Here is an 18,993-nt window from a genome sequence, read left to right on the forward strand (position 1 = left end):
GTTAAAGTGAATGCCAGAGGGAAAGAAAGGGCTTTCATGGTTTCGCCTCATTCTCGTCCAGGCCGTTATCGGCTGCGTTCTGATCGGCATTTGCTCCTATACCTTCCGGATTCCGCTGGATGTAGTCCGGACGATTCCGCCCCAGCAGGACCAATCGGACCGGTTTGCAGGCATCCCGATGCGGATCGACCTGAACTATCCGGGTCTCGGCCAAGTCGTTCTGGACGATCCGAAGGAGCTGCTTGCCCTGAAGTCGGCGTTTTCGGCTTTGCTGACGGCGGGCCGCGAGGAACGCTCCGTCAAAAATGCGCGCCTGCTGCTCAGCGGCAGCATCGCGTATTTGGATCAGGAGGATGTCCCGTTTCAGGTGCAGACGAGCGCATTCCGATTCGGGGACGTATCCGTCAATTCGTTAAATGTAAGCGCAAACATCCGCAAGCTGCAAAGCACGCTGATCGACAAGGTGTTTACGTCGTCATTGATCGGCGCGGCGGTCGAAAATTCCGGAAACGAAGTGTACGCGCTGAAAAGCGGCGTCATGACGCCGCTGTCCAAGGCGGAGCGCTCGGCGCTGACGGTGCAAATCCGCACTGCGGCCCGGGTGATCGACTTCAGCCGTTTCGAGGAGCTGTCGAGGCAGCCGGACCGGCATTTTGTTGTCTCGCTGCAGGCTTCCGAACAGGGGAAAAAGCATTGGCTGCACATCGACCGGTTTAACGGCGCTTACATGGTGGTATACGATTTGCTGGACGAGACGAACCAAAGAGCCTATTTCAAACTAAACGTTGCCTCAGGAACATAAGTGAAGGGATGGTTTGAATCATGGCTTCCAGAAGGAAAAGCAACAGCTCGCTTATTATCGTGATGTTGGCGATCGTCGTTTTGGTCGGGGGATTTTTCTTATACAAAGCAGGGGTGTTCGGCGGCAAAAGCAAAGAGAAAATTACCGTATACTCCATCTTCCAGGAGGAAGAAGCGCGAAAGATTTTGGATAAGTTCAAGGAAGAAACGGGCATCGATTACGACATTTTGCGCCTGCCGAGCGGCGAGGCCGTCTCCCGCGTGCAGAACGAAATGCTGAATCCGCAGGCTGACTTCCTGATGGGCGGACCTGCCGATTCGCATGAGGTGCTGAGAAAAGCCGGAGCGCTGGAGGCTTACGTTTCGCCGAACGCATCCGACGTGCCGGACAACATGAAGGACAAAGACGGCTACTGGACCGGATTTTACCTGAATCCCGTCGCGATCGGCATCAACGAGGAACGCTGGAAAGAAAAATACGGCAGCGATCCGTATCCGGAAACGTTCAAGGATCTGCTTGATCCGAAATTCAAAGGCGAAATCGGCATGTCCGACCCTGCCACTTCCGGCACGGCGTACACGGCGGTCGCATCGCTGGCCCAGGTATGGGGAGAAGACGAAATGCTGAACTACATGAAGGAGCTTCTGCCGAACCTGAAGGAAAGACCCAAATCCGGGATCGAGCCGATCCAAAAGGCCGCCAAAGGAGAGTACACCATCGGCATCACCTTCCTTGGCGACCAGCTGAAAATCAAAAACCAGGGCAATCCGATCCACAGCATCGTGCCGGAAGCAGCCGGATACGAGGTAGGCGGCCTGTCGATCGTGAAGGGCGGACCGAATACGAAAGCCGCGAAAAAGCTGATGGACTTCATGCTCACGAACGAGCCGGGCGAGCTGTACACCAAGTCAGCCTACGCCGTATCCGTGAAACCTTCCGTGCCTATTCCGCAGGGCGGCATCGACATCAAAACGACCAAGTACAATACGGCATACGATCTTTGGAAAGCGGCCGAGCAGCGCAAAGATCTGCAGAGTGCCTTAAAAAGCTTGAGATAACCGGACAGCCGCCGGGGGGCATGCGGCACCCATCACGGGTGATGCGCTGCCCCTTCATGGATAGACAGAAGAAAGGTGGGAGCCCTACCCCATGAAAGAGAAAAAAGGCACCCGGGAGTCGCTGAGCCGGCTTCTGAAAGATCCGTCCTCCCTGGTTTTGGTGTTGACCAGCTTTATCGTGTTGATTCTGTTCGTCATTTACCCGCTGATCGTCGTCGTGTTCACCTCGGGTTTTGACAATTGGGGCACGTTTTTCAGCAAACCCCGCTACGGCCGGGCGCTGCTCAATACGGTCGTCAGCTCCTCGTTGTCCGCGGTGACGGCGACGGTCATCGGTTTCGTGTACGCTTATGCGATCCACTACAGCAACATCGCGGGCAAAAAGTTTTTCCGCATCATCGCGTTTATCCCGCTGCTGGCCCCGTCGGTCATGAGCGGCCTGGCGTTTCTGCTGCTGTTCGGCCGCGGCGGCATGATATCGCAGTGGATGAATTCGGTATTTCATATCGAGCTTGATTTGTACGGCCTGCCGGGGCTGTGGATCGTGCAGACGATCTCCTATTTCCCGCTGGCTTACATGACGATTACGGGCGTGCTTCGCTCCATTTCGCCGAATCTCGAAATCGCCGCCCAAAACCTGGGCGCCAGAGGGTTCCGGCTGTTCCGGACGATTACGTTCAAGCTGGCGCTGCCGGGCGTCATCAACGCATTTTTGCTGGTGGCGATCAACTGCTTTGCCGACTTCGGGAATCCGAAGCTGATCGGCGGCAACTACTCCCTGCTTGCGGTCGAGATTTACGGGGAAATCATCAACAATGAGCCGGGCCTGGCTTCCGTGATGGGGATCATTCTCGTCATTCCGGCGCTGCTCGTGTTTTGGCTGCAGAACAAAGTGCTGTCCAAGGGTTCCTATTCGACGGTAACGGGCAAGCCGGTTTCCGGGCTGAAGCGGATTACGACCTCCCGGAGCACCGACGTGCTGCTGTTCATTTTTAACGCTTTGATTTCGGTTTTCATCATTTCGATGTTCGCCATTACGGTGTTGTTTGCCTTCACGAAAAACTTCGGGCGCGACAACACGTTTACGCTCGATCATTTGATGAAGGTCGTGTTCAGTTCCTCCAGCCCGGCGGTCATGAACAGCTTGGTGTTATCGCTGGTGAGCGCGATCTTGGCGGTAGCGTTTGCGCTGGTCCTGGCGTATATCGTCGTCCGCAAGCCGTTTCCCGGCAAAAAGCTGCTCGATTTCAGCGCGGTGCTGCCGATTGCGCTGCCGGGCACGTTTGTCGGCCTGGCCCTCATCGTTACCTTCAGCAAAGGCCCGGTCGTGCTGCAGGGCTCTGCCGTGCTGATCGTCATGGCGATGCTGCTGAAGCAAATGCCCGTCGGCTACCGCGGATTGACCGCTTCCTTCAAGCAGGTGGACAAATCGATCGAGGAGGCGGCGACCAACCTCGGGGCGAACAGCCGCAAGACGCTGACGACGATCGTGTTCCCGATGCTGCAAAAAACGATCGTCGCCAATTTCGTGTACGCCTTCATGAAAAACATGAACACGCTCAGCACGATCATTTTCCTGATTACCCCCAAATGGGTGGTTGCGGCCGTGTCGATCTTCAATTACGCGGAGACGGGAACCTACTATTGGGCGGCAGCCGTTGCCGTCGGCCTCATGGGCGCCACGCTCGGCACGCTGGGCATCATCAAGCTCATTTTCCGCTCGAAGGTGAAAATATTCGATTTCTAAGCTGCATGAGCCCCGCGGCAAAACTGGAAAAACAGGGAGTGGACAAAAGTGGAATCACAGGTACTGCTGGATTTGAAAGACGTCAACAAGGTATTCGGGCAAAATCACGTCCTTAAACATATCAATCTGCAAATCGAACGCGGCAAATTCATCACCTTTCTCGGCCCGAGCGGCTGCGGCAAAACGACGCTGCTGCGTTCGATCGCCGGGTTTTACACCGTCGACCAAGGGGAAATATGGATCGACGGCAAAATGGTGAACGACCTGCCGCCATACAAAAGGGGAACGCCGATGGTGTTCCAGGAATACGCCCTGTTCCCGCATATGACGGTTTTCGACAACGTGGCGTATGGGCTGGACATGCAGAAACGCCCGGAGGCGGAGGTGCAGCAGCGGGTGCAGGCGGCTTTGGCTCAGGTGAAGCTGACGGGTCTGGAGCAACGTTATCCGCATGAAATGTCGGGCGGCCAGCAGCAGCGCGTGGCAATGGCGCGGGCGCTGGTCATGAATTCGCCGATCATCCTGCTCGACGAGCCGCTCAGCAACCTCGATGCCAAACTGCGCGAGGAGGTTCGCGTCGAGCTGCGCAACATCCAGCAGGAGCTGGGCCTGACCGTCATTTACGTGACGCATGACCAGCTGGAGGCGTTGTCGATGTCCGATTATATCGTCGTGTTCAACAAGGGGAAAATCGATCAATACGGCACGCCGCATGAAATCTACTATAAGCCGCGGACCCGGTACGTCGCGGATTTTATCGGGACGACGAACTTCATCGAAGCGGTCGTCGAACGCCAGGAAGGGGATCAAGCTGCCGTCGCTTACGGCCAAGGGCGCCGGGCAGTCTTGAAAACGGACGAATCGTGGACCGCGAATCAACGCGTGATCCTCAGCATCCGGCCGGAATCTTTGCGGCTGAACCCGCCTGAAGGGTATGCGTTTCAGATGAAAGGCAAGGTGAAATCGTCCATGTTCCTCGGCGAAAAAGAGCGGTATTTCATTTTGGATGATGAAGGAAAAGAGTGGATCGTCGATGCCTACGACGTCGGGCAAACGACTTACGACGGCGAAGTTGCTTTTGGGGCGGCGGCCGACAAAATTCATATCATTCCTGACGATGGGGATCAAGCTTAGTTTGAACTCCATGTAGAGATCGATTCGTTTCGATCTAGTTATGGATAAAAAAGGAAAACAATGTTGTTTTCCTTTTTGGCGTTTCAAGTTGTTTCAGGAGCTAAGGGCATGAGGGGGAGTTGTGGGGATGAAAAAAGGGAGCATGTTTTTGGTTCTGGCCGCCATTCTTGTTTTGGCAGCGGGATGGATGTATAAGGGCTACCCGGGGAAAACCGCGAAGCCGCCCCTGAAGGTGTACGTCATTTTCCAGGAGGACGAAGGCCGGATGCTGCTCGAAAAATTCAAAAAAGAAACCGGCCAGGCTTACGAGGTGATCCGGATGTCCAGCGGGGAAGCCAGCTATCATCTGCTGACGATGAACAAAACCGGGATCGACGTGGTGCTTGGGGGACCGGCGGATTTGCATGAGCAGTTGAAAAGCAGCGGCAAACTGCTGCGGTATTCGCCCCGGATGAGCGACAAAATCCCGGCCGCCTACAAAGACAAGGAGGGATATTGGACCGGCATGTACATGGGGGCGCTGGCCATCGGCGTCAATGAGCAGGCGTGGAAGGCGGATCCGAAGCTTGCGCGGCTTCCTTACCCCGAGCGTTATGAGGATTTGCTCCGCCCGGAGCTGAAGGGGAAAATCGAAATCCCCGATCCGGAGACGTCCGGCACCGGCTATACGCTTCTCGCTTCGCTGGCGCAGCAGCTGGGGACGGACGAGGCGCTGAAGCTGATGCATGCGCTAAAGTCGCAAAGCTCCACGACCACCTTTTCGGGCATCTCTTCGGCGCAGCGTTTGGCGGTCGGGGACGTCGCGGCCGGCGTCAGCTTTTTGGGCGACCAGCTGCGCTTCGTCAGCTCCGGTTACGCGATCCGTACCGCCATTCCGCCCCAGGCGGGATGGGAGGTCGGGGCGGTATCGATCCTGAAAAACGGGGACAACAAAGCCGCGGCGAAAAAGCTGGCCGATTTCGTGCTTTCCAAAAGCGCGCAAACGGCATACATGAACGCGGCGTACTCCCTGCCCGTCATCCCCGGCATCCAGCCCAATCCGCTGCTGGCCGGCGTCAAATCCGAGGAGCTGCTTACCAGCTACCGGTTCGACGTGGCGGCAACGGCCCGGTCCGAGCTGCTGGCGCGGTGGAAGGAAGCAGGGCAAGGGAGCCGGTAGCTTGGAGTCCTGGGAGGTTTTGAAGGTCATGGGCGCGGTGCCCCTGACGTTTCGTAAGCCGGCCGCGACCCGGGCTAAAGTCTCGGGCATTCCGGCTGGTTCCCTAAAAAGATACGACCCTTTGCCTATAAAATCCGCCGCTACGAAATGGGACTATGGCTCGCCGAAAATAGGGACGGGTTCCCTTCTGCAATCGGGCATCGCGGCTTATGATAAAGAGGGGATTTCCGCCCCGCCTTTCGCGGAAGCATCATTCTCCCGCGGATGGAATAAATATCGTTTTAGCCATTATGAAATGCAGGAGGTGCAGTTTATGTCGCTGCTTCGCAAGCTTACGACGATCGTGTGCGCCGTGTTGATTGCCGGCGCGTCGCTGTTTGGCGCAAATCCTGGCCAGGCATCCGCCGCTTTGGACCCGTTCCCGGCGTATCACAAGGTGTTCAAGAAGGGACCGAAGATCCCGAATCTCGATACGAATTACGTGCCGCAAGGGTTGACCTATTATCCGGCCAAAAACTGGATCCTGATCTCGTATTATTACCATAAGAAAAACAGCAGTGCCGTAAAAGACAGCCTGATCGCCGTCGTGGACGCCACAACCGGAAAATTCGTCAAAAACGTGTATCTCGCCGACGAGAAAAAGTCGGGAGGCATTTACCACAGCGGCCACGTCGGAGGCATGGGCGTATCCAAAACGTATCTGTGGATCGCTTCCTCCGCGAAGTCTTCGGATACGAAATACAACATGCTCCGCTACAAGCTGAGCGATCTCGCCGCTGCCAAAAACAACAGCCATCTGAAACTGAACAAAGGCTTTAAGCTCAAGGCATCCTCCTACGCGACCGTTGCGGACGGAGACCTGTACGTCGGCAAATTCGACGAGAAAAACAGCTCCTCCTTGTACCGGTACAACCTGAACGGTTCGGAGAATCCGTCGTCGAGTCCGATCGCGACCTATAAAACGCCGGCCAAGGTGCAGGGCGTTGCCGTTACCGGCAGCCATTTGATTTTTTCGACCTCGTACGGCCGAAACAATCCGGGATACCTTCGCATTTACACGAAGGCGGCTTCCCCCAAGCTGAAGAAAACGATGAAAATCCCGAACATGTCCGAGGATCTGGCAATCATCAAGGGCAATCTGTACATCAACTTCGAGTCGGGAGCCAAATATTACAGCGATTCGAGTTACATCAAAAAGACGTTGTCCTATGCCAAGCTGAGCTCGGTCATTTAAGGCGACTTAACCAAGAACGAACCGCAATAAAATAAAAAGACTCCGGTCGGAGTCTTTGGGTGCCGGGAAGGTCCGCAGGACTTTCCCGGCTTTTTATGTTTTATGTCGCCTTTACCAGGCTTTCGTAGGCTTCCTCGGTTTCCGAGGCCTCGCCCTGCCACAGCAGCTGCATCTCGGAGCAGGTCGCAAGAAGCTCGGTCAAGGTGCCCTCCGCTTCGATGCGTCCGTCCTTCATGACGATGATGTGATCGGCTTCGGCCAGCGCCGCTTTGCGGTGGGAGACGGCGATGCAAGTCGCGTCTTGTTCCTCGAAGAGCCGCCCCCACAGCTGTTTTTCGGTTTCGACGTCAAGCGCGCTCGACAGGTCGTCGAAGATAAGCAGGTCGGAGTCCGTCATCATCATCCGCGCGGTGGCCGCCCGTTGGATCTGGCCGCCGGAGAGCATGACGCCGCGCGGACCGACGAACGTATCAAGGCCTTTTTCCAGGTCGCCGATATCCTTTTCCATCACCGCCAGCCGTACCGCCCGCGCGAGGCGATCCTCGCCGCCCGGGCTGCCCTGGATGATGTTTTCGCGAAGCGTGTCGCTGAACAGCCGCGGCACCTGCGGCGTATAAGCTGCTCTCGGCGGGATGAGGAATTTCGCCGGGGCAATTTTTGTGCCGTTCCAAAGCACGGAGCCTTCCGATGCGGGCAGCAGGCCGAGCAACGCGCGCACGAGCGTGGATTTGCCCGAACCGATGCGGCCGGTAACGACCACGAATTTTCCGCGTTCCAGCGAGAAGCTGATGTCGCGGATGCCGTTTTCCGAACCCGGGTACGTATAGGATAGTCCTTTGACTTCCAGCTTTTGCAGCCGTTCTTGCGGGTTTTTGCGTATCGCCGGCAGCTCGGGCGGTTCCTCGTAAAGATAGGTTTCGCTGAACTCCATGATCCGCTCCTGTTCGCCCGGACGGAACAACACGCTCATCCGATCGAGCGACACTTTTAACCGTTTATGCTGGAATACCATGAACCCGAACAGCGAGATGCTGAATGCAATGTTCGTCAAATAGGAGGTGAAAAGCGCAAAGTCGCCGACGGTAAACCGTCCGGCCTTCATCGCCGATGCGCACATCAGCAGAATGATGCCGGTGCAAATGCTGAGCACGTGCTGGTTCAGCGAGCGCATCCATTCCTTGAACAAATTATCCTTCAGCGCCGCCTGCCGGCGGGATTCGTTCAGCTGGACGAAGCGACGGTGAACGTGTTCTTCCGCCTGCCCCAGCTTCAGCGCCTGCACCGCCCCGAAGGATTCCGCAATAAAACTGGTAATGCGCCCGGTGGCTTCCCGGTTCATTTGGCCGTAACGTCTCGCCCGATTGCCCGACAGGTTGTTCAGCAGCGTCACCGCAAGCAGAGGAAGGAGGGCAACGAGCGTAATCTGCCAGTTGATCCGGGCCATGATGACCAGGGAGATGACCGCAAAAGCCAGCCTGCCCCAAAAATCGACCCAGGATTCGACGTATTCGACCACTTCGTCGACGTCCTCCCGGAACCGGCTGACCGCTTCCCCCGGAGAAGCCGGGAGGTTGCGCCCGGGCCAGCGCATAATGCCTTTCAGCATATTGGTGCGCAAAATCGCCTGGACGTCGTAAATGTAAGTTACCCATTTCCAGAACGCCCAGAAAAAGACGCCTACCCGCGAGACTCTCACGAGCGCGATGAAAATGAGCGGGACGGCAAGCCACAGATAGTTATGGGACTGGCTGGTCGCCCGGTCGAAAAACCATTGCATGCCGAGCCCGATGAATAGCGGGATGGAATGAAATAATCCCCAAAGCAGCCCGTTGACGATAAAAAGCGAAATATTATAGGTAAACAAACGTTGGATAAAGCGGGTTACGGTCATGCCAAATCCTCCTCTCGGCCCGTAATCAGGAGCTGGGCGTAATGCGAGGCGGGATCTTGGGCGAGTTTCTCCCTCTCGCCGAATTCAAGGATGCGCCCATCCCCCAGCACCATTATGTGATCCACCTGCTCCAGCGTGGAGAGCCGATGCGCGATCACGATGCCCGTGCAGTTCTTCATGAGCTGGTCCACCGCGGTTTGCAGCATCGCTTCGGTTGCCGCGTCGAGGCGCGAGGACGGTTCATCCAGAATGACGAGGCTCGGCTGGGTCAGGAATACCCGCGTCAGCGCGAACAATTGCGCTTCTCCGGCCGACAGGGATGAACCTCCCGCCTTCAGATGCGTGTCGAGGCCTTCCGGCTGCGAATCGATCCACTGCTTCAGCCCGAGGCGTTCCGTCGTTTCGAGGATGTATCCGTCGGAGATGCTGCCGTCAAACAGCGTCAGGTTGTCGCGCAGCGTGCCGTCGAAGAGCTGGACGTCCTGCGTCACCATCCCGACGCGGCGGTACAGCGCCGAGAGGCTCAAGTCCCGGATGTCCACGCCTCCGACCCGGATCGTGCCGCTGCCGATGTTGTACAGTCGAAGCAGGACGCGGCTCAGGCTGGACTTGCCGCTGCCGGTGCGGCCGATGATCCCTAAGCGTTCGCCGGGGCGAACCGCAAACGTAATGTCATGCAGCACCGGCTTATCCGGGCTGTAGCTGAAATGGACATGCTCGAATTCGAGGCCGAGCGCGCCTTCCGGCAGCGCGGTCTTGCCGCCCTCCACGATTTCGCTGCGGCTTTCCAGCAGCTCCTGGGAGCGCATCATGCCCGACTTGGCCTTCTGGAACTCCTGCACCTGATCGCCGAGCTGCTCGATCGGATCATTCAGCATTTGCGTGTATTGGTAAATCAGGAACAGCGTGCCGAGGGAGATGTTTCCGATCAAATAATAATGCACGCCCAGCAGCAGGACCACCGTCACGGCAAGGGCAAACAGCACCACCGTCGTGTTCCAGGGAACGACGCGCAGCATCCACGCTTTGCGGCCCTTCAGAAAAACATTGCGCATCGCGCGGTAAAACCGGTTCATGACGTATGGCACGTTCCCGTTGGCCTGCACGTCTTCGATCCCCGCGATCCGCTCCTCGATAAAGCCGAACAGCGCCGCGCTTGCCCCGCGTTCGTCCTTGGACGATTTGACGCCCATGTCGCGGACGAATACCATGGCCCCGATGGAGGCGAGCGTGAAGAGGGTCATAACCGCCGCAATCGGCCAATTGATCGTAAACATAAAGCCGAGAATGCCGGCGAGCAGCACGAAGCTGCCGATGACCTTGATGATAAACATGGAAAAAAAGTTCGACATATGGGTGACGTCCCCGTCGATGCGCTCGATCATTTCCCCGGGCGTTTTCAAATTGTGAAACCGCATGTCGAGCCGGAGGCAATGCTTCAGCAAGTCGCCGCGCAGCAGGTTGGTGGAGCGCCAGGAGACGTCGTTGCCCAGGTAGCTGACGGCCACTGTCAGCACCTGGTTCAAGGCGGCGAGCACGAGATAAATGCCGGCCAGCGTAAGCAGGCTCGACACGATGCCGTTGTCGGCGGCCGTATCGATAAAACGCTGCACGATCTGCGGATTGACGAGCTGCACGCCGGTCGAAGCCAGCAGAAGCAGCAGCAGGATCGCAAGGCGCCCCGCAACCGGGCGAAGGTACCGGAGCAGCCATGTCATGGATTGCCGTTTAGGTTGCATGTTTAAAACCCCCCAATTCCCAAAACAAAACCGTATGCATTGCATGTGATGGTCGCCTGGAACGTTACGGCCCAGACGCAAATAATACCCATCATACAATAATTTGGAAACGATTCAAGATAAAGTTTGACTAAAATAAAATCTTTCCCGGCGCCCCCTCTCCAAGAAAAAACGAGTCATCCGGTTCATGTTCGGTTCTTGCCCAGTTCATATTGAGTTCATGAAACGGGGTTATACTGAATACCGTTCGCAAGGCAGGCAAAATGATCATGCCGAAAGCGCAGAGGGAAACGACGTGATGTTACGATTGTCGGGGACGCCGATGTTTACGAGATCGGAGCGAAATCGGTAAAATGCACTTAGACATGGGTGTGAACGCATAAATTTTGGACGAATATGTTTCCAAGTAGAAAGGAGCGGAGGCTGCAATGGCCCATATCCTAGTTGTCGATGACGACCCCCATATCCGGGAGCTGGTCAGTCATCTGCTGAAAAATGAAGGTTTTACGGTAACGGAGGCCTCCAACGGTCTGGAGGCGCTCAGCGCGATGGAATCGGCCAAGGCCGATCTCGTCATTCTCGACATCATGATGCCGGGCATGGACGGCTGGGAGCTGTGCCGGGAGCTGAGCAGGGATTACGACATTCCGCTGCTCATGCTTACGGCCAAAGGGGAAACATCGCAAAAAGTGAAAGGATTTGAGCTTGGGACCGACGATTATCTGGTCAAACCGTTTGATCCGCTGGAGCTCATCGTCCGGGTCAAAGCCCTGCTGAAGCGGTACCGGATATCGGCTTCCCAGGAAATCCAGTTCGGCGATTTGCGCCTGAACCGGAAAACGTACGAATGTTATGTCGGGTCCGATCCGCTGACTCTGCCGCTGAAGGAATTCGAGCTGTTGTTCCTGCTGGGCAGCTATCCGGGCAAAACGTTTTCCCGCGACCAGATCATCGAACAGATTTGGGGATACGACTATGAAGGCGACGAACGAACCGTCGACGTGCATATCAAACGTCTGCGGGAACGGTTCGCGGATCAGCAGGACCAATTTTGCATCCGGACGATCCGCGGGCTCGGATATCGGCTGGAGGTGCTCTCATGAGCAACCGGGAGCGCAGGCAGCGGCGGCGCGAGCTGCTGGAGCGGGATCGCGAGCAGAACAAGGCTTGGCGGCGGATGAAGCGGCAGGAAATCGCGGCAGCACGGCTCGAAAAAGCGGAAAAGAAACGGAAAGCGCGCGAAGAGAGATGGTATCAAGAAAAGGACGACCCTGCTTTCAGCTTTTGGCTTCGCGTCAGAATCGTATTGTTTATGCTGCTCATTTTGTGCTCGCTTGCCATATGCTGGATTGGAGCATATTATATTACCCATTCCTTAAGATGGAACATGCAGCCGCTCGTCGGACAGCTCGTGAATTCGGTGCTCGGATTTGTTATTTTCGGAACGATCATTTCAATTGTTTCCAGATTCGGGAGAGGGAAGCAGCGGGAATATTGGCAGATGGTCATCGATGCGCTGAAGCGGATTTCGAAAGGGGATTTTAAAGTCAGCCTGCCTGTGCACTTTGGCGGTGGCGGTGACAAAGGTTGGGGAGAAGTCGTCCAGAGCATTAACAACATGGCCGCCGATCTAGACAAAATGGAGCATATGCGTCAGGAATTCATTTCGAATGTGTCCCATGAGATCCAGTCCCCGCTCACTTCGATCACCGGCTTTGCGCGGGTTCTTCGGGAAGAGCAATTAACCCCGGACCAGCGGAACCATTATTTGAACATCATCGAACAGGAAAGCGTGCGATTGTCGCGTTTGTCCGAAAACATGCTTAAGCTTGCGTCGCTCGATTCGGAGAAACACCCGTTCCATGCGGCTCCCTTAAGGCTGGACAAACAGCTCCAGACGCTCATTCTCGCCTGCGAACCCCAGTGGCAGGGCAAAAACCTGGAGATGTCGGTCGATCTGAAACCCGTGACCATCGAAGCCGACGATGACCTGCTGAGCCAGGTGTGGGTGAATTTGCTGCATAACGCCATCAAATTCACGCCCGAGGGAGGTTCGATCCATGTCACGCTGGAAACGGACGGGCGCGAGGCCGTCGTATCCGTCGAGGATACGGGGATCGGCATTTCGGCCGAGGACCAGGCGCATATTTTTGAAAGGTTTTTCAAAGCGGACAAATCAAGAACCCGCTCCGGCGGAGGCAGCGGGCTGGGCCTGTCCATTATCCAGAAAATCGTGCAGATGCATGGCGGAAGCGTTTCGGTGGCCAGTACGCTTGGCGATGGTACGCGCATGACCGTGAGGCTTCCGGTGGCCGCGGCCCGTGCCGGTCAAAAGCAAGCGCCTGCACAGGATGTCCCCGATCGGGGTGCTTTTTCGTAGGGATTCTTAATGAAAAAACGGCCGGTGTAGATGATTCTACAACAGCCGTGTCGTTGGCGGTTATGGCAGATGAATCGATTTGATATGGTCGCAGTGAAGGAAAACGGTTTTTCCTCCGGCCTCGATCAGTTCGATGATCCGGTTATCCACCTTTTTCAGCAGTCCTGCCTTTAAGGGGGATTCTCCCAAATCAAAGATGACGAGCTCGTTTTGAAATTTCTCCAATTGCTGCTCTAATGTACGGGAGAGGGGGACGGCCGGCTGCTGCAGATGGAAAGGATGCTGGCTGAGATAGAATGGCGTCATGTTGGGCGGAAGCGGGCAGATATATTTGACGTGATGAAGCGAAACATAAATCGAGTGGTACAGCGGCGAATAAAAAATAAAGTAATCGTTCATGATGCTTGTCACATAACCGTACACGGGATGAGGGCCTCCCAGGCCGATTTCCGTAAAAATGCCCCTGGAATTCATTAGCATTTTCCGGTAGGAAATGTGCACATGGTCCACGAGCGGTTCCCGGTCGGCCGGCGAGAAATCCTCGCCGTCATCGGCAAGTTTCAAATGCTGCAAATGGTGCACCGGCGCGTACACATACCGGGAGTCCGAGAACACGACGACAATGTCGCTGCCAAGATCGATGAGCTCTCCGGTGATGGGGATTTTGCAGCCGGATAGTTTGAGTTCGATTTTTTTGCCGAGGAGAGAACGGATCGACTCCATAATCTACCTCCTTTCACATTACGATCAGGGGGAAGCTGCATCCTATGGACAAGCCGTGTCGAAGCGGATTCGAAGATCATGAACGATACGGCTTGCATATACTCCTTTTAACGGTCTGCTAAACGGTAAGCCGTGTAAATAAGGACAGCTCCTGCGGAGTTGTGAATCTGCGGCGCGAGGAATGTAGATTCATGAGACTCCGCAGGGAGCGTCTATATTTTTTACGGCCCGATGACTAGATTAGGATAGAAGGTTCCAAGGCGAACCGGCTGCGGTTATTTGCGTCCGCCGCTGCGTCTGCTGGAGCTGCGTCCGCCATAGCTGCGGCTGCCGTAACTCCGGCTTCCACCGCTCCGGCTGCCTCCGTAGCTGCGACTGCCGCCGCTACGACTGCCGCCGCTGCGATTGCCGCCGCTGCGGTTACCGCTGCTGCGATTACCGCCCGATTGGCTGCCTCCGGATTTGTTGTTGCTATTTTGGTTGTTGTTATTGCTGTTGTTATTATTGTTATTGTTATTTTTGTTGTTCGAATTGCTGCTTACGACCGCGACCGATTTGATATGGTAGATCGGGATGCGGACGACTTCCTCTCCTTTTACGGCGAGCATGAGGTAGTTTTGGTTGGCGTCGGCGACGATCCCCTCGAGCTTTTCAGGGCCTCCGCGGTTCACCTGCACATAGCGGTAACGGAGCGCCTGCAGAAGCGAGCCGAAGCTGTAAGCCCGAATCGGACTCGTCATGGTCGTTCCCGTCATGGATTGATCTCCCGATTGGCCCGTCGAAGAGATGCTTTTGATGTGTTGGGTGTTCACGTACACGACATTGCTGTCATTTGTCCAAACAGCCATGTAGTTGTTCTGTACGCTTTGCAGAACACCTTCAACCGAATCATGCCCGCCACGGTTGATCTTCACGCTTTGGCCGACCAGGTTCATTAAATCATAACCGGCTAAAGACATTTCACATTCCCCTTCCTTGGAGTGATTAGGTAGACGAGAGAGGCGTCGATTCGTCCTTCAAGTCTATCTATGCAATATTTATATATGTCCTCGTGTTAGAAGGGACTAGCCGAATATACTAGATTATCAAAATTGAGTGAATATCCCTCTGCCCGGTTGCTAGAATGTTGCCAAGACAAGTTTAGGCATTTTCCCGGAACACCAAGGCATCCGCCCTGACGGCATCCGCCCCTTCGGCATAATATGGTGAAAAGCCCGCATCATAGGCTATTCTTCGTGTTGGAAAGGCGGTTGCTGCATGGGTCTGCCCGTATACCGGATCGCAATCAAGGATAAGGATTTGAAACAGATGGAGAACCACATTTGGTCTGACCGTTTTTTTCCGGCGACGTTGTCGAACGGGAACGGGTCGCCTCAAGCCATCCGGATTCGGTACCGGGGCGGCCATACGCGCGAATATCCGAAAAAATCCTATGAAATCCGCACATCACGCGCAACGTATCACTTTAATGCCGAGTATGACGATCCTTCCTTGATCCGCAATGCGCTTTCATTTCATTTCTTTAATATGATCGGCGTTCCAAGTCCCTCGACGCAGCACTGCGTCCTGCAATTAAACGGCGTGAACCAAGGCGTGTATTTGCGGATCGAGGCGGTGAATCAAACCTTTTTCCGCGTGCGCAAGCTTCCCGTCCGAAGCATCATTTATGCCGTCAACGACAATGCCACCTTCGATTTGAACAACGTCAGCACGAATACCCCGAAAACCTCGCTGTTTTCCGGATACAGGCTGATCAAAGGCCGCGGGGAAGACCGTCTGAGGCTGATGCGCTTCATTCGGAACATCCACGCCAAACGGGGGAAAACGCTGGAAAAATATTTGAACCAGCGTCTGTACATGGACAATTTTTTGACATGGCTGAGCGGGGCGGTGCTAACAGGCAACTACGACGGATTTCGGCATAACTATACGATTTTCGAATACAGGAAGCGGAAGGCATACGGTTTTCTGCCATGGGATTATGAGGGAACCTGGGGACGGAACTGCTACGGCAAGGAGGTCGCTTCGAATCTGGTCAGCATTAAAGGGCATAACAAGCTGACGGGAAAGGTGCTGGCCTACAGCGCCAATCGGCAGCGATACAAGGAGATTCTCGAGGAAATTCTCGCCTCCTCCTTTACCGCGCATCAATTGATGCCGGTGGTCCGGAACATGCTGCGCCAAATCGAAGACGACGTATACCGGGATCCGAAATACAAGTGGCCTCTCGGCATGTTTTTGAACGAACACAACGTCATTTACGCATACATCGAAAACCGCCGCCGGGACATCCGGCGCGAACTGCAGACGCTGTGAAGGCGGGAATCCGAAAAAAGACATCTGGAGCCGTTCGCCAAACGAACGGGCAGATGTCTTTTGTTTAAATATAATGAGCATTGATGCGTTACAAGATTTTTTGGTATAAATGGCTTAAATAACGCCAGCGGGTCACCAGGAAATAGACGACCTGAATGCCGAGAAACGTTGCGAATACGGCCAGCGTATGGGAGACGACGGAAAAGTCGACCAGGCCCTGGAGCGCGGTAAACGCCACGCTGCTGTGCACGATCGCCACGAGAAGCGGCAGGAAAAACATGAGGAAAAGCTGGCGGGTGACGGTTTTGGCAAGTTCCTTGCGGCTCAGCCCCACTTTTGAAATCATCCGGTACTGCTCCTCGTCTCTCGATAAATCGGCATAAAGCCTGAAATAGATGAAGCTGGCGGCAAACGTGAAAAAGACGATTCCGACCAGCCCGCTGACGATGAGCAGCAAGCCGTTTAACTGCTTCGAATGCATCCAATCCAGTACAAGCGCAGAGAAGTTATAGGCGTATTGCCGCTCGTTTGCTGAATCCGCATCCAGGGCTTTCCTTATTTCTTCGGCAACCGTACGCGTATGATGCCACTCCGGGACGACGAACACGACAACCCGGGTCTTATATTCATCGCCCTTCGCCAGCCGCTCGTAATCCGAATCCGTAATAATCCAAACATTGCCGTAATCGGGAATGACGATATGGGGCAGCGCCTTGACGATGGGAAGTGTCATGGTATGTTCGCCTTTCGTGATCGTAAGCCGATCCGTTTGAAGTCCTTCGAGCCTGTACTTGTCATTTTGCGTCACCGACGACGGAGAGGCCATGGTTTCCCCGCTGCGCAGCGTTTCCTGGGGATAACCGAGGACAGCGGCCAGCCCGTTATAGTCGCTCAGCCGGATCAAGGTTTTCCCGTCATCGGAGTAAGCCGGAACGAACGAAGCCTTGCGGTAGGCAAAACCTCCTTTTTTCAGCGTTTGCTCGATCAAACGGATATGCTTCTGCTCAAATGAAACGTCATCACCAGGTTCCGGAAAGGAGACGTGCGTAAAAGCGTACGGGTTTTTCATCGCCGCAAGTCCCGGATCGCCGATGGCAAGGGCTGTTCCGATGCCGGTAAAAGCGATCGCCGAAATGACTGCGACCATAAAAAACATGACCGCGTTATCCTTCATCCGGTAGACGAGCTCCGATACCGTCAGCAGATTGGTCCGTTTGAACACGAAGCGGGGCCTGTTTTTCAAGGCGCGGATGACGTACACGCTGAGCTGGGTGAAAAGAAAATAGGTTCCGATAATGACCAGCACCACGCCGCCAAACAGCAGGCCGAACGAATAGATGCGGCGCAGCACGAACAGGAAGACGCAGGCATAACCCAGCCCGATCAGCAGCACCGCCAGGATGGAAAGCGGGACGGATGCCTTGGGTTCCGGTTTCGGTTTATCCTCGGATTTGATGAGGTCCGCCAGCGTGCCTTTTTTGGTCATAAGCGACGTGAAGGCCGCAACGGCCATGAACAGAACCAGATAACCGCCCGCGGTCAGCCCAATCGCTTTGGCCGGCGGATAAAACGGAAGCCCGCGTTCGATCACCAGCATGGATGCGCAGATGAGCAGGATCAGCTTGGAGAAAACGATGCCGACGAGAATGCCCGTAACGATCGCCGCGACGCCGATCAAGACGTTTTCGATAAAAAGCATGCGGTTAAGCTGTTTGCGGGACATGCCCAGCAAAAGCAGAATGCCGAACTCCCTTTTGCGGACCTTAATGAAGGAACCGACGGAATAAAGCAGGAACAGGAATGAAAACACGAAGATGACGACTTGCGAAATATGCATTCCCATCGTTGCGAGGATGCTGAGCGTGATGCTGTCGGCCATGATTTGCCCCTTGAGGTCGGGATGGAACGCCAGCATGGCGTACGTAAAAAAGATCATGACCGAAAACGCGCTGCTCAGGAAATGGGCGACATAGGTCCGTTTGTTCCGGAAGACGTTGTTAAACGCGAACTGGCGGAAATTCATGCCCGTTTCCTCCCAGCAGCGACAAGACGTTGATGATCTTTTGATAGAATGCGGTCCGGTTTTCGCCGCAGTAGATTTCGTTGTACAGCTGTCCGTCTTTGATAAAAATGACGCGGCTGCAGTAGCTTGCCGCCACGGCGTCATGCGTGACCAGCAGCATCGTCACCTGATCCTCGCGGTTTCGCTGTTCTAAAATTTCCATGACTTCGCGCGCCGATTTGGAATCCAGGTTGCCCGTCGGCTCATCCGCCAGCAGCAGCTTGGGCTCATGGATCAGCGCCCGGGCGATCGCCGTTCGCTGCGCCTGTCCTCCGGAGATTTCATACGTCCGCTTGTCCAGGATCGGGGCGATGCCGAGCTTCTCCGACAGGACCGCCACCTTTTCGTTCATGTCCGCAAGGCCGGCTCCGTCCAGCGTCAGCGGCAGCACGATGTTTTCCTTGACGGTGAGCGTATTGAGCAGATTAAATGACTGGAACACAAACCCGAGCTCGCGTCTTCGAAACAGGGCCAGCTGATCCTGCGACAGCGCGTAAGGGTCTTTGCCGTCGATGCGGATTTCGCCCGTGGTCGGCTTGTCGATCGTGGAGATCATGTTGAGCAGGGTCGTTTTGCCGCTCCCGGACGGGCCCATGATCCCTACGAATTCTCCCCGCTGGATGGACAGGTCGATGTTGGAGAGCGCTTCGTACGAAACCATGCCCTTATATATTTTGCCGAGGTTGCGGACGGATAACATTTCCATGGCTTGGTGACTTCCCCTTTCGTTTTCCGGGCTTTTATCCTC

General features: G+C 55.3%; 15 protein-coding genes. 9 read left to right on the forward strand and 6 right to left on the reverse strand.

What is annotated here, in order from left to right:
- Positions 1-10: 10 nt before the first annotated feature.
- The 6 genes from MKY58_RS00795 to MKY58_RS00820 all read left to right on the forward strand — a co-directional run bounded on the left by MKY58_RS00795 (position 11) and on the right by MKY58_RS00820 (position 7,134).
- Positions 11-802, forward strand: a complete 792-nt coding sequence (locus MKY58_RS00795; RefSeq protein WP_339323044.1) for a DUF3919 family protein — start codon at positions 11-13, stop codon at positions 800-802.
- A gap of 20 nt (positions 803-822) precedes the next feature.
- Positions 823-1,860: an ABC transporter substrate-binding protein gene (locus MKY58_RS00800; RefSeq protein ID WP_052146951.1), complete on the forward strand. Its 1,038-nt coding sequence runs from the start codon at positions 823-825 to the stop codon at positions 1,858-1,860.
- 91 nt (positions 1,861-1,951) lie between these two features.
- The gene (locus MKY58_RS00805) at positions 1,952-3,607 is read left to right on the forward strand and encodes an iron ABC transporter permease (RefSeq protein WP_036709476.1); all 1,656 of its coding nucleotides are present in this window, start codon (positions 1,952-1,954) and stop codon (positions 3,605-3,607) included.
- 48 nt (positions 3,608-3,655) lie between these two features.
- On the forward strand, positions 3,656-4,741 hold the full coding sequence (locus tag MKY58_RS00810; protein WP_339323046.1) for an ABC transporter ATP-binding protein: 1,086 nt from the start codon (positions 3,656-3,658) through the stop codon (positions 4,739-4,741).
- A gap of 127 nt (positions 4,742-4,868) precedes the next feature.
- The gene (locus MKY58_RS00815) at positions 4,869-5,900 is read left to right on the forward strand and encodes an extracellular solute-binding protein (RefSeq protein WP_052146953.1); all 1,032 of its coding nucleotides are present in this window, start codon (positions 4,869-4,871) and stop codon (positions 5,898-5,900) included.
- Between the two features lies 1 nt (position 5,901).
- Positions 5,902-7,134: a hypothetical protein gene (locus tag MKY58_RS00820; protein WP_339323047.1), complete on the forward strand. Its 1,233-nt coding sequence runs from the start codon at positions 5,902-5,904 to the stop codon at positions 7,132-7,134.
- Between the two features lie 100 nt (positions 7,135-7,234).
- Here MKY58_RS00820 and MKY58_RS00825 read toward each other — a convergent pair whose 3' ends face one another.
- On the reverse strand, positions 7,235-9,025 hold the full coding sequence (locus tag MKY58_RS00825) for an ABC transporter ATP-binding protein (RefSeq protein WP_339323048.1): 1,791 nt from the start codon (positions 9,023-9,025) through the stop codon (positions 7,235-7,237).
- Positions 9,022-10,764 carry an ABC transporter ATP-binding protein gene (locus MKY58_RS00830; protein ID WP_339323049.1) on the reverse strand — a complete coding sequence of 581 codons (1,743 nt, stop codon included), beginning with the start codon at positions 10,762-10,764 and terminating at the stop codon, positions 9,022-9,024. Before MKY58_RS00830 ends, MKY58_RS00825 begins: the two co-directional genes overlap by 4 nt.
- Positions 10,765-11,192: 428 nt before the next feature.
- Between MKY58_RS00830 and MKY58_RS00835 the strand changes: the two genes are divergently transcribed.
- Together MKY58_RS00835 and MKY58_RS00840 are read left to right on the forward strand one after the other, a co-directional pair.
- Positions 11,193-11,867 carry a response regulator transcription factor gene (locus MKY58_RS00835; RefSeq protein ID WP_339323050.1) on the forward strand — a complete coding sequence of 225 codons (675 nt, stop codon included), beginning with the start codon at positions 11,193-11,195 and terminating at the stop codon, positions 11,865-11,867.
- A 209-nt stretch (positions 11,868-12,076) separates the two neighbouring features.
- The gene (locus MKY58_RS00840; RefSeq protein ID WP_339325006.1) at positions 12,077-13,144 is read left to right on the forward strand and encodes a HAMP domain-containing sensor histidine kinase; all 1,068 of its coding nucleotides are present in this window, start codon (positions 12,077-12,079) and stop codon (positions 13,142-13,144) included.
- 60 nt (positions 13,145-13,204) lie between these two features.
- Here MKY58_RS00840 and MKY58_RS00845 read toward each other — a convergent pair whose 3' ends face one another.
- Complete coding sequence (locus MKY58_RS00845) at positions 13,205-13,867, reverse strand: hypothetical protein (protein WP_036709488.1); 663 nt, start codon at positions 13,865-13,867, stop codon at positions 13,205-13,207.
- A 275-nt stretch (positions 13,868-14,142) separates the two neighbouring features.
- Entirely contained in the window at positions 14,143-14,826 is a 684-nt protein-coding gene (locus MKY58_RS00850; protein ID WP_339323051.1) for a hypothetical protein, read from the reverse strand.
- 298 nt (positions 14,827-15,124) lie between these two features.
- Between MKY58_RS00850 and MKY58_RS00855 the strand changes: the two genes are divergently transcribed.
- Positions 15,125-16,183 carry a CotH kinase family protein gene (locus MKY58_RS00855; protein ID WP_339323052.1) on the forward strand — a complete coding sequence of 353 codons (1,059 nt, stop codon included), beginning with the start codon at positions 15,125-15,127 and terminating at the stop codon, positions 16,181-16,183.
- Between the two features lie 88 nt (positions 16,184-16,271).
- Here the strand turns inward: MKY58_RS00855 and MKY58_RS00860 are convergent, their stop codons facing one another.
- Both MKY58_RS00860 and MKY58_RS00865 read right to left on the reverse strand, forming a co-directional pair.
- On the reverse strand, positions 16,272-18,206 hold the full coding sequence (locus MKY58_RS00860) for an ABC transporter permease (RefSeq protein ID WP_339323053.1): 1,935 nt from the start codon (positions 18,204-18,206) through the stop codon (positions 16,272-16,274).
- Complete coding sequence (locus tag MKY58_RS00865; protein WP_036709500.1) at positions 18,181-18,951, reverse strand: ABC transporter ATP-binding protein; 771 nt, start codon at positions 18,949-18,951, stop codon at positions 18,181-18,183. The genes MKY58_RS00860 and MKY58_RS00865 overlap by 26 nt, the downstream gene beginning before the upstream one ends.
- Positions 18,952-18,993 lie beyond the last annotated feature (42 nt).

It is taken from the genome of Paenibacillus sp. FSL W8-0194, from assembly GCF_037969745.1.
GTDB classification, from domain to species: Bacteria; Bacillota; Bacilli; order Paenibacillales; family Paenibacillaceae; genus Paenibacillus_AQ; species Paenibacillus_AQ cookii.

Bases quoted from the DNA above. Each gene is read 5' to 3' on its own strand.
- MKY58_RS00850 (WP_339323051.1), bottom strand. From the start codon at position 14,826: ATGTCTTTAGCCGGTTATGATTTAATGAACCTGGTCGGCCAAAGCGTG.
- MKY58_RS00795 (WP_339323044.1), top strand. From the start codon at position 11: ATGCCAGAGGGAAAGAAAGGGCTTTCATGGTTTCGCCTCATTCTCGTC.
- MKY58_RS00845 (WP_036709488.1), bottom strand. From the start codon at position 13,867: ATGGAGTCGATCCGTTCTCTCCTCGGCAAAAAAATCGAACTCAAACTA.
- MKY58_RS00855 (WP_339323052.1), top strand. From the start codon at position 15,125: ATGGGTCTGCCCGTATACCGGATCGCAATCAAGGATAAGGATTTGAAA.
- MKY58_RS00815 (WP_052146953.1), top strand. From the start codon at position 4,869: ATGAAAAAAGGGAGCATGTTTTTGGTTCTGGCCGCCATTCTTGTTTTG.
- MKY58_RS00825 (WP_339323048.1), bottom strand. From the start codon at position 9,025: ATGACCGTAACCCGCTTTATCCAACGTTTGTTTACCTATAATATTTCG.
- MKY58_RS00830 (WP_339323049.1), bottom strand. From the start codon at position 10,764: ATGCAACCTAAACGGCAATCCATGACATGGCTGCTCCGGTACCTTCGC.
- MKY58_RS00805 (WP_036709476.1), top strand. From the start codon at position 1,952: ATGAAAGAGAAAAAAGGCACCCGGGAGTCGCTGAGCCGGCTTCTGAAA.
- MKY58_RS00860 (WP_339323053.1), bottom strand. From the start codon at position 18,206: ATGAATTTCCGCCAGTTCGCGTTTAACAACGTCTTCCGGAACAAACGG.
- MKY58_RS00865 (WP_036709500.1), bottom strand. From the start codon at position 18,951: ATGGAAATGTTATCCGTCCGCAACCTCGGCAAAATATATAAGGGCATG.
- MKY58_RS00840 (WP_339325006.1), top strand. From the start codon at position 12,077: ATGCTGCTCATTTTGTGCTCGCTTGCCATATGCTGGATTGGAGCATAT.
- MKY58_RS00800 (WP_052146951.1), top strand. From the start codon at position 823: ATGGCTTCCAGAAGGAAAAGCAACAGCTCGCTTATTATCGTGATGTTG.
- MKY58_RS00835 (WP_339323050.1), top strand. From the start codon at position 11,193: ATGGCCCATATCCTAGTTGTCGATGACGACCCCCATATCCGGGAGCTG.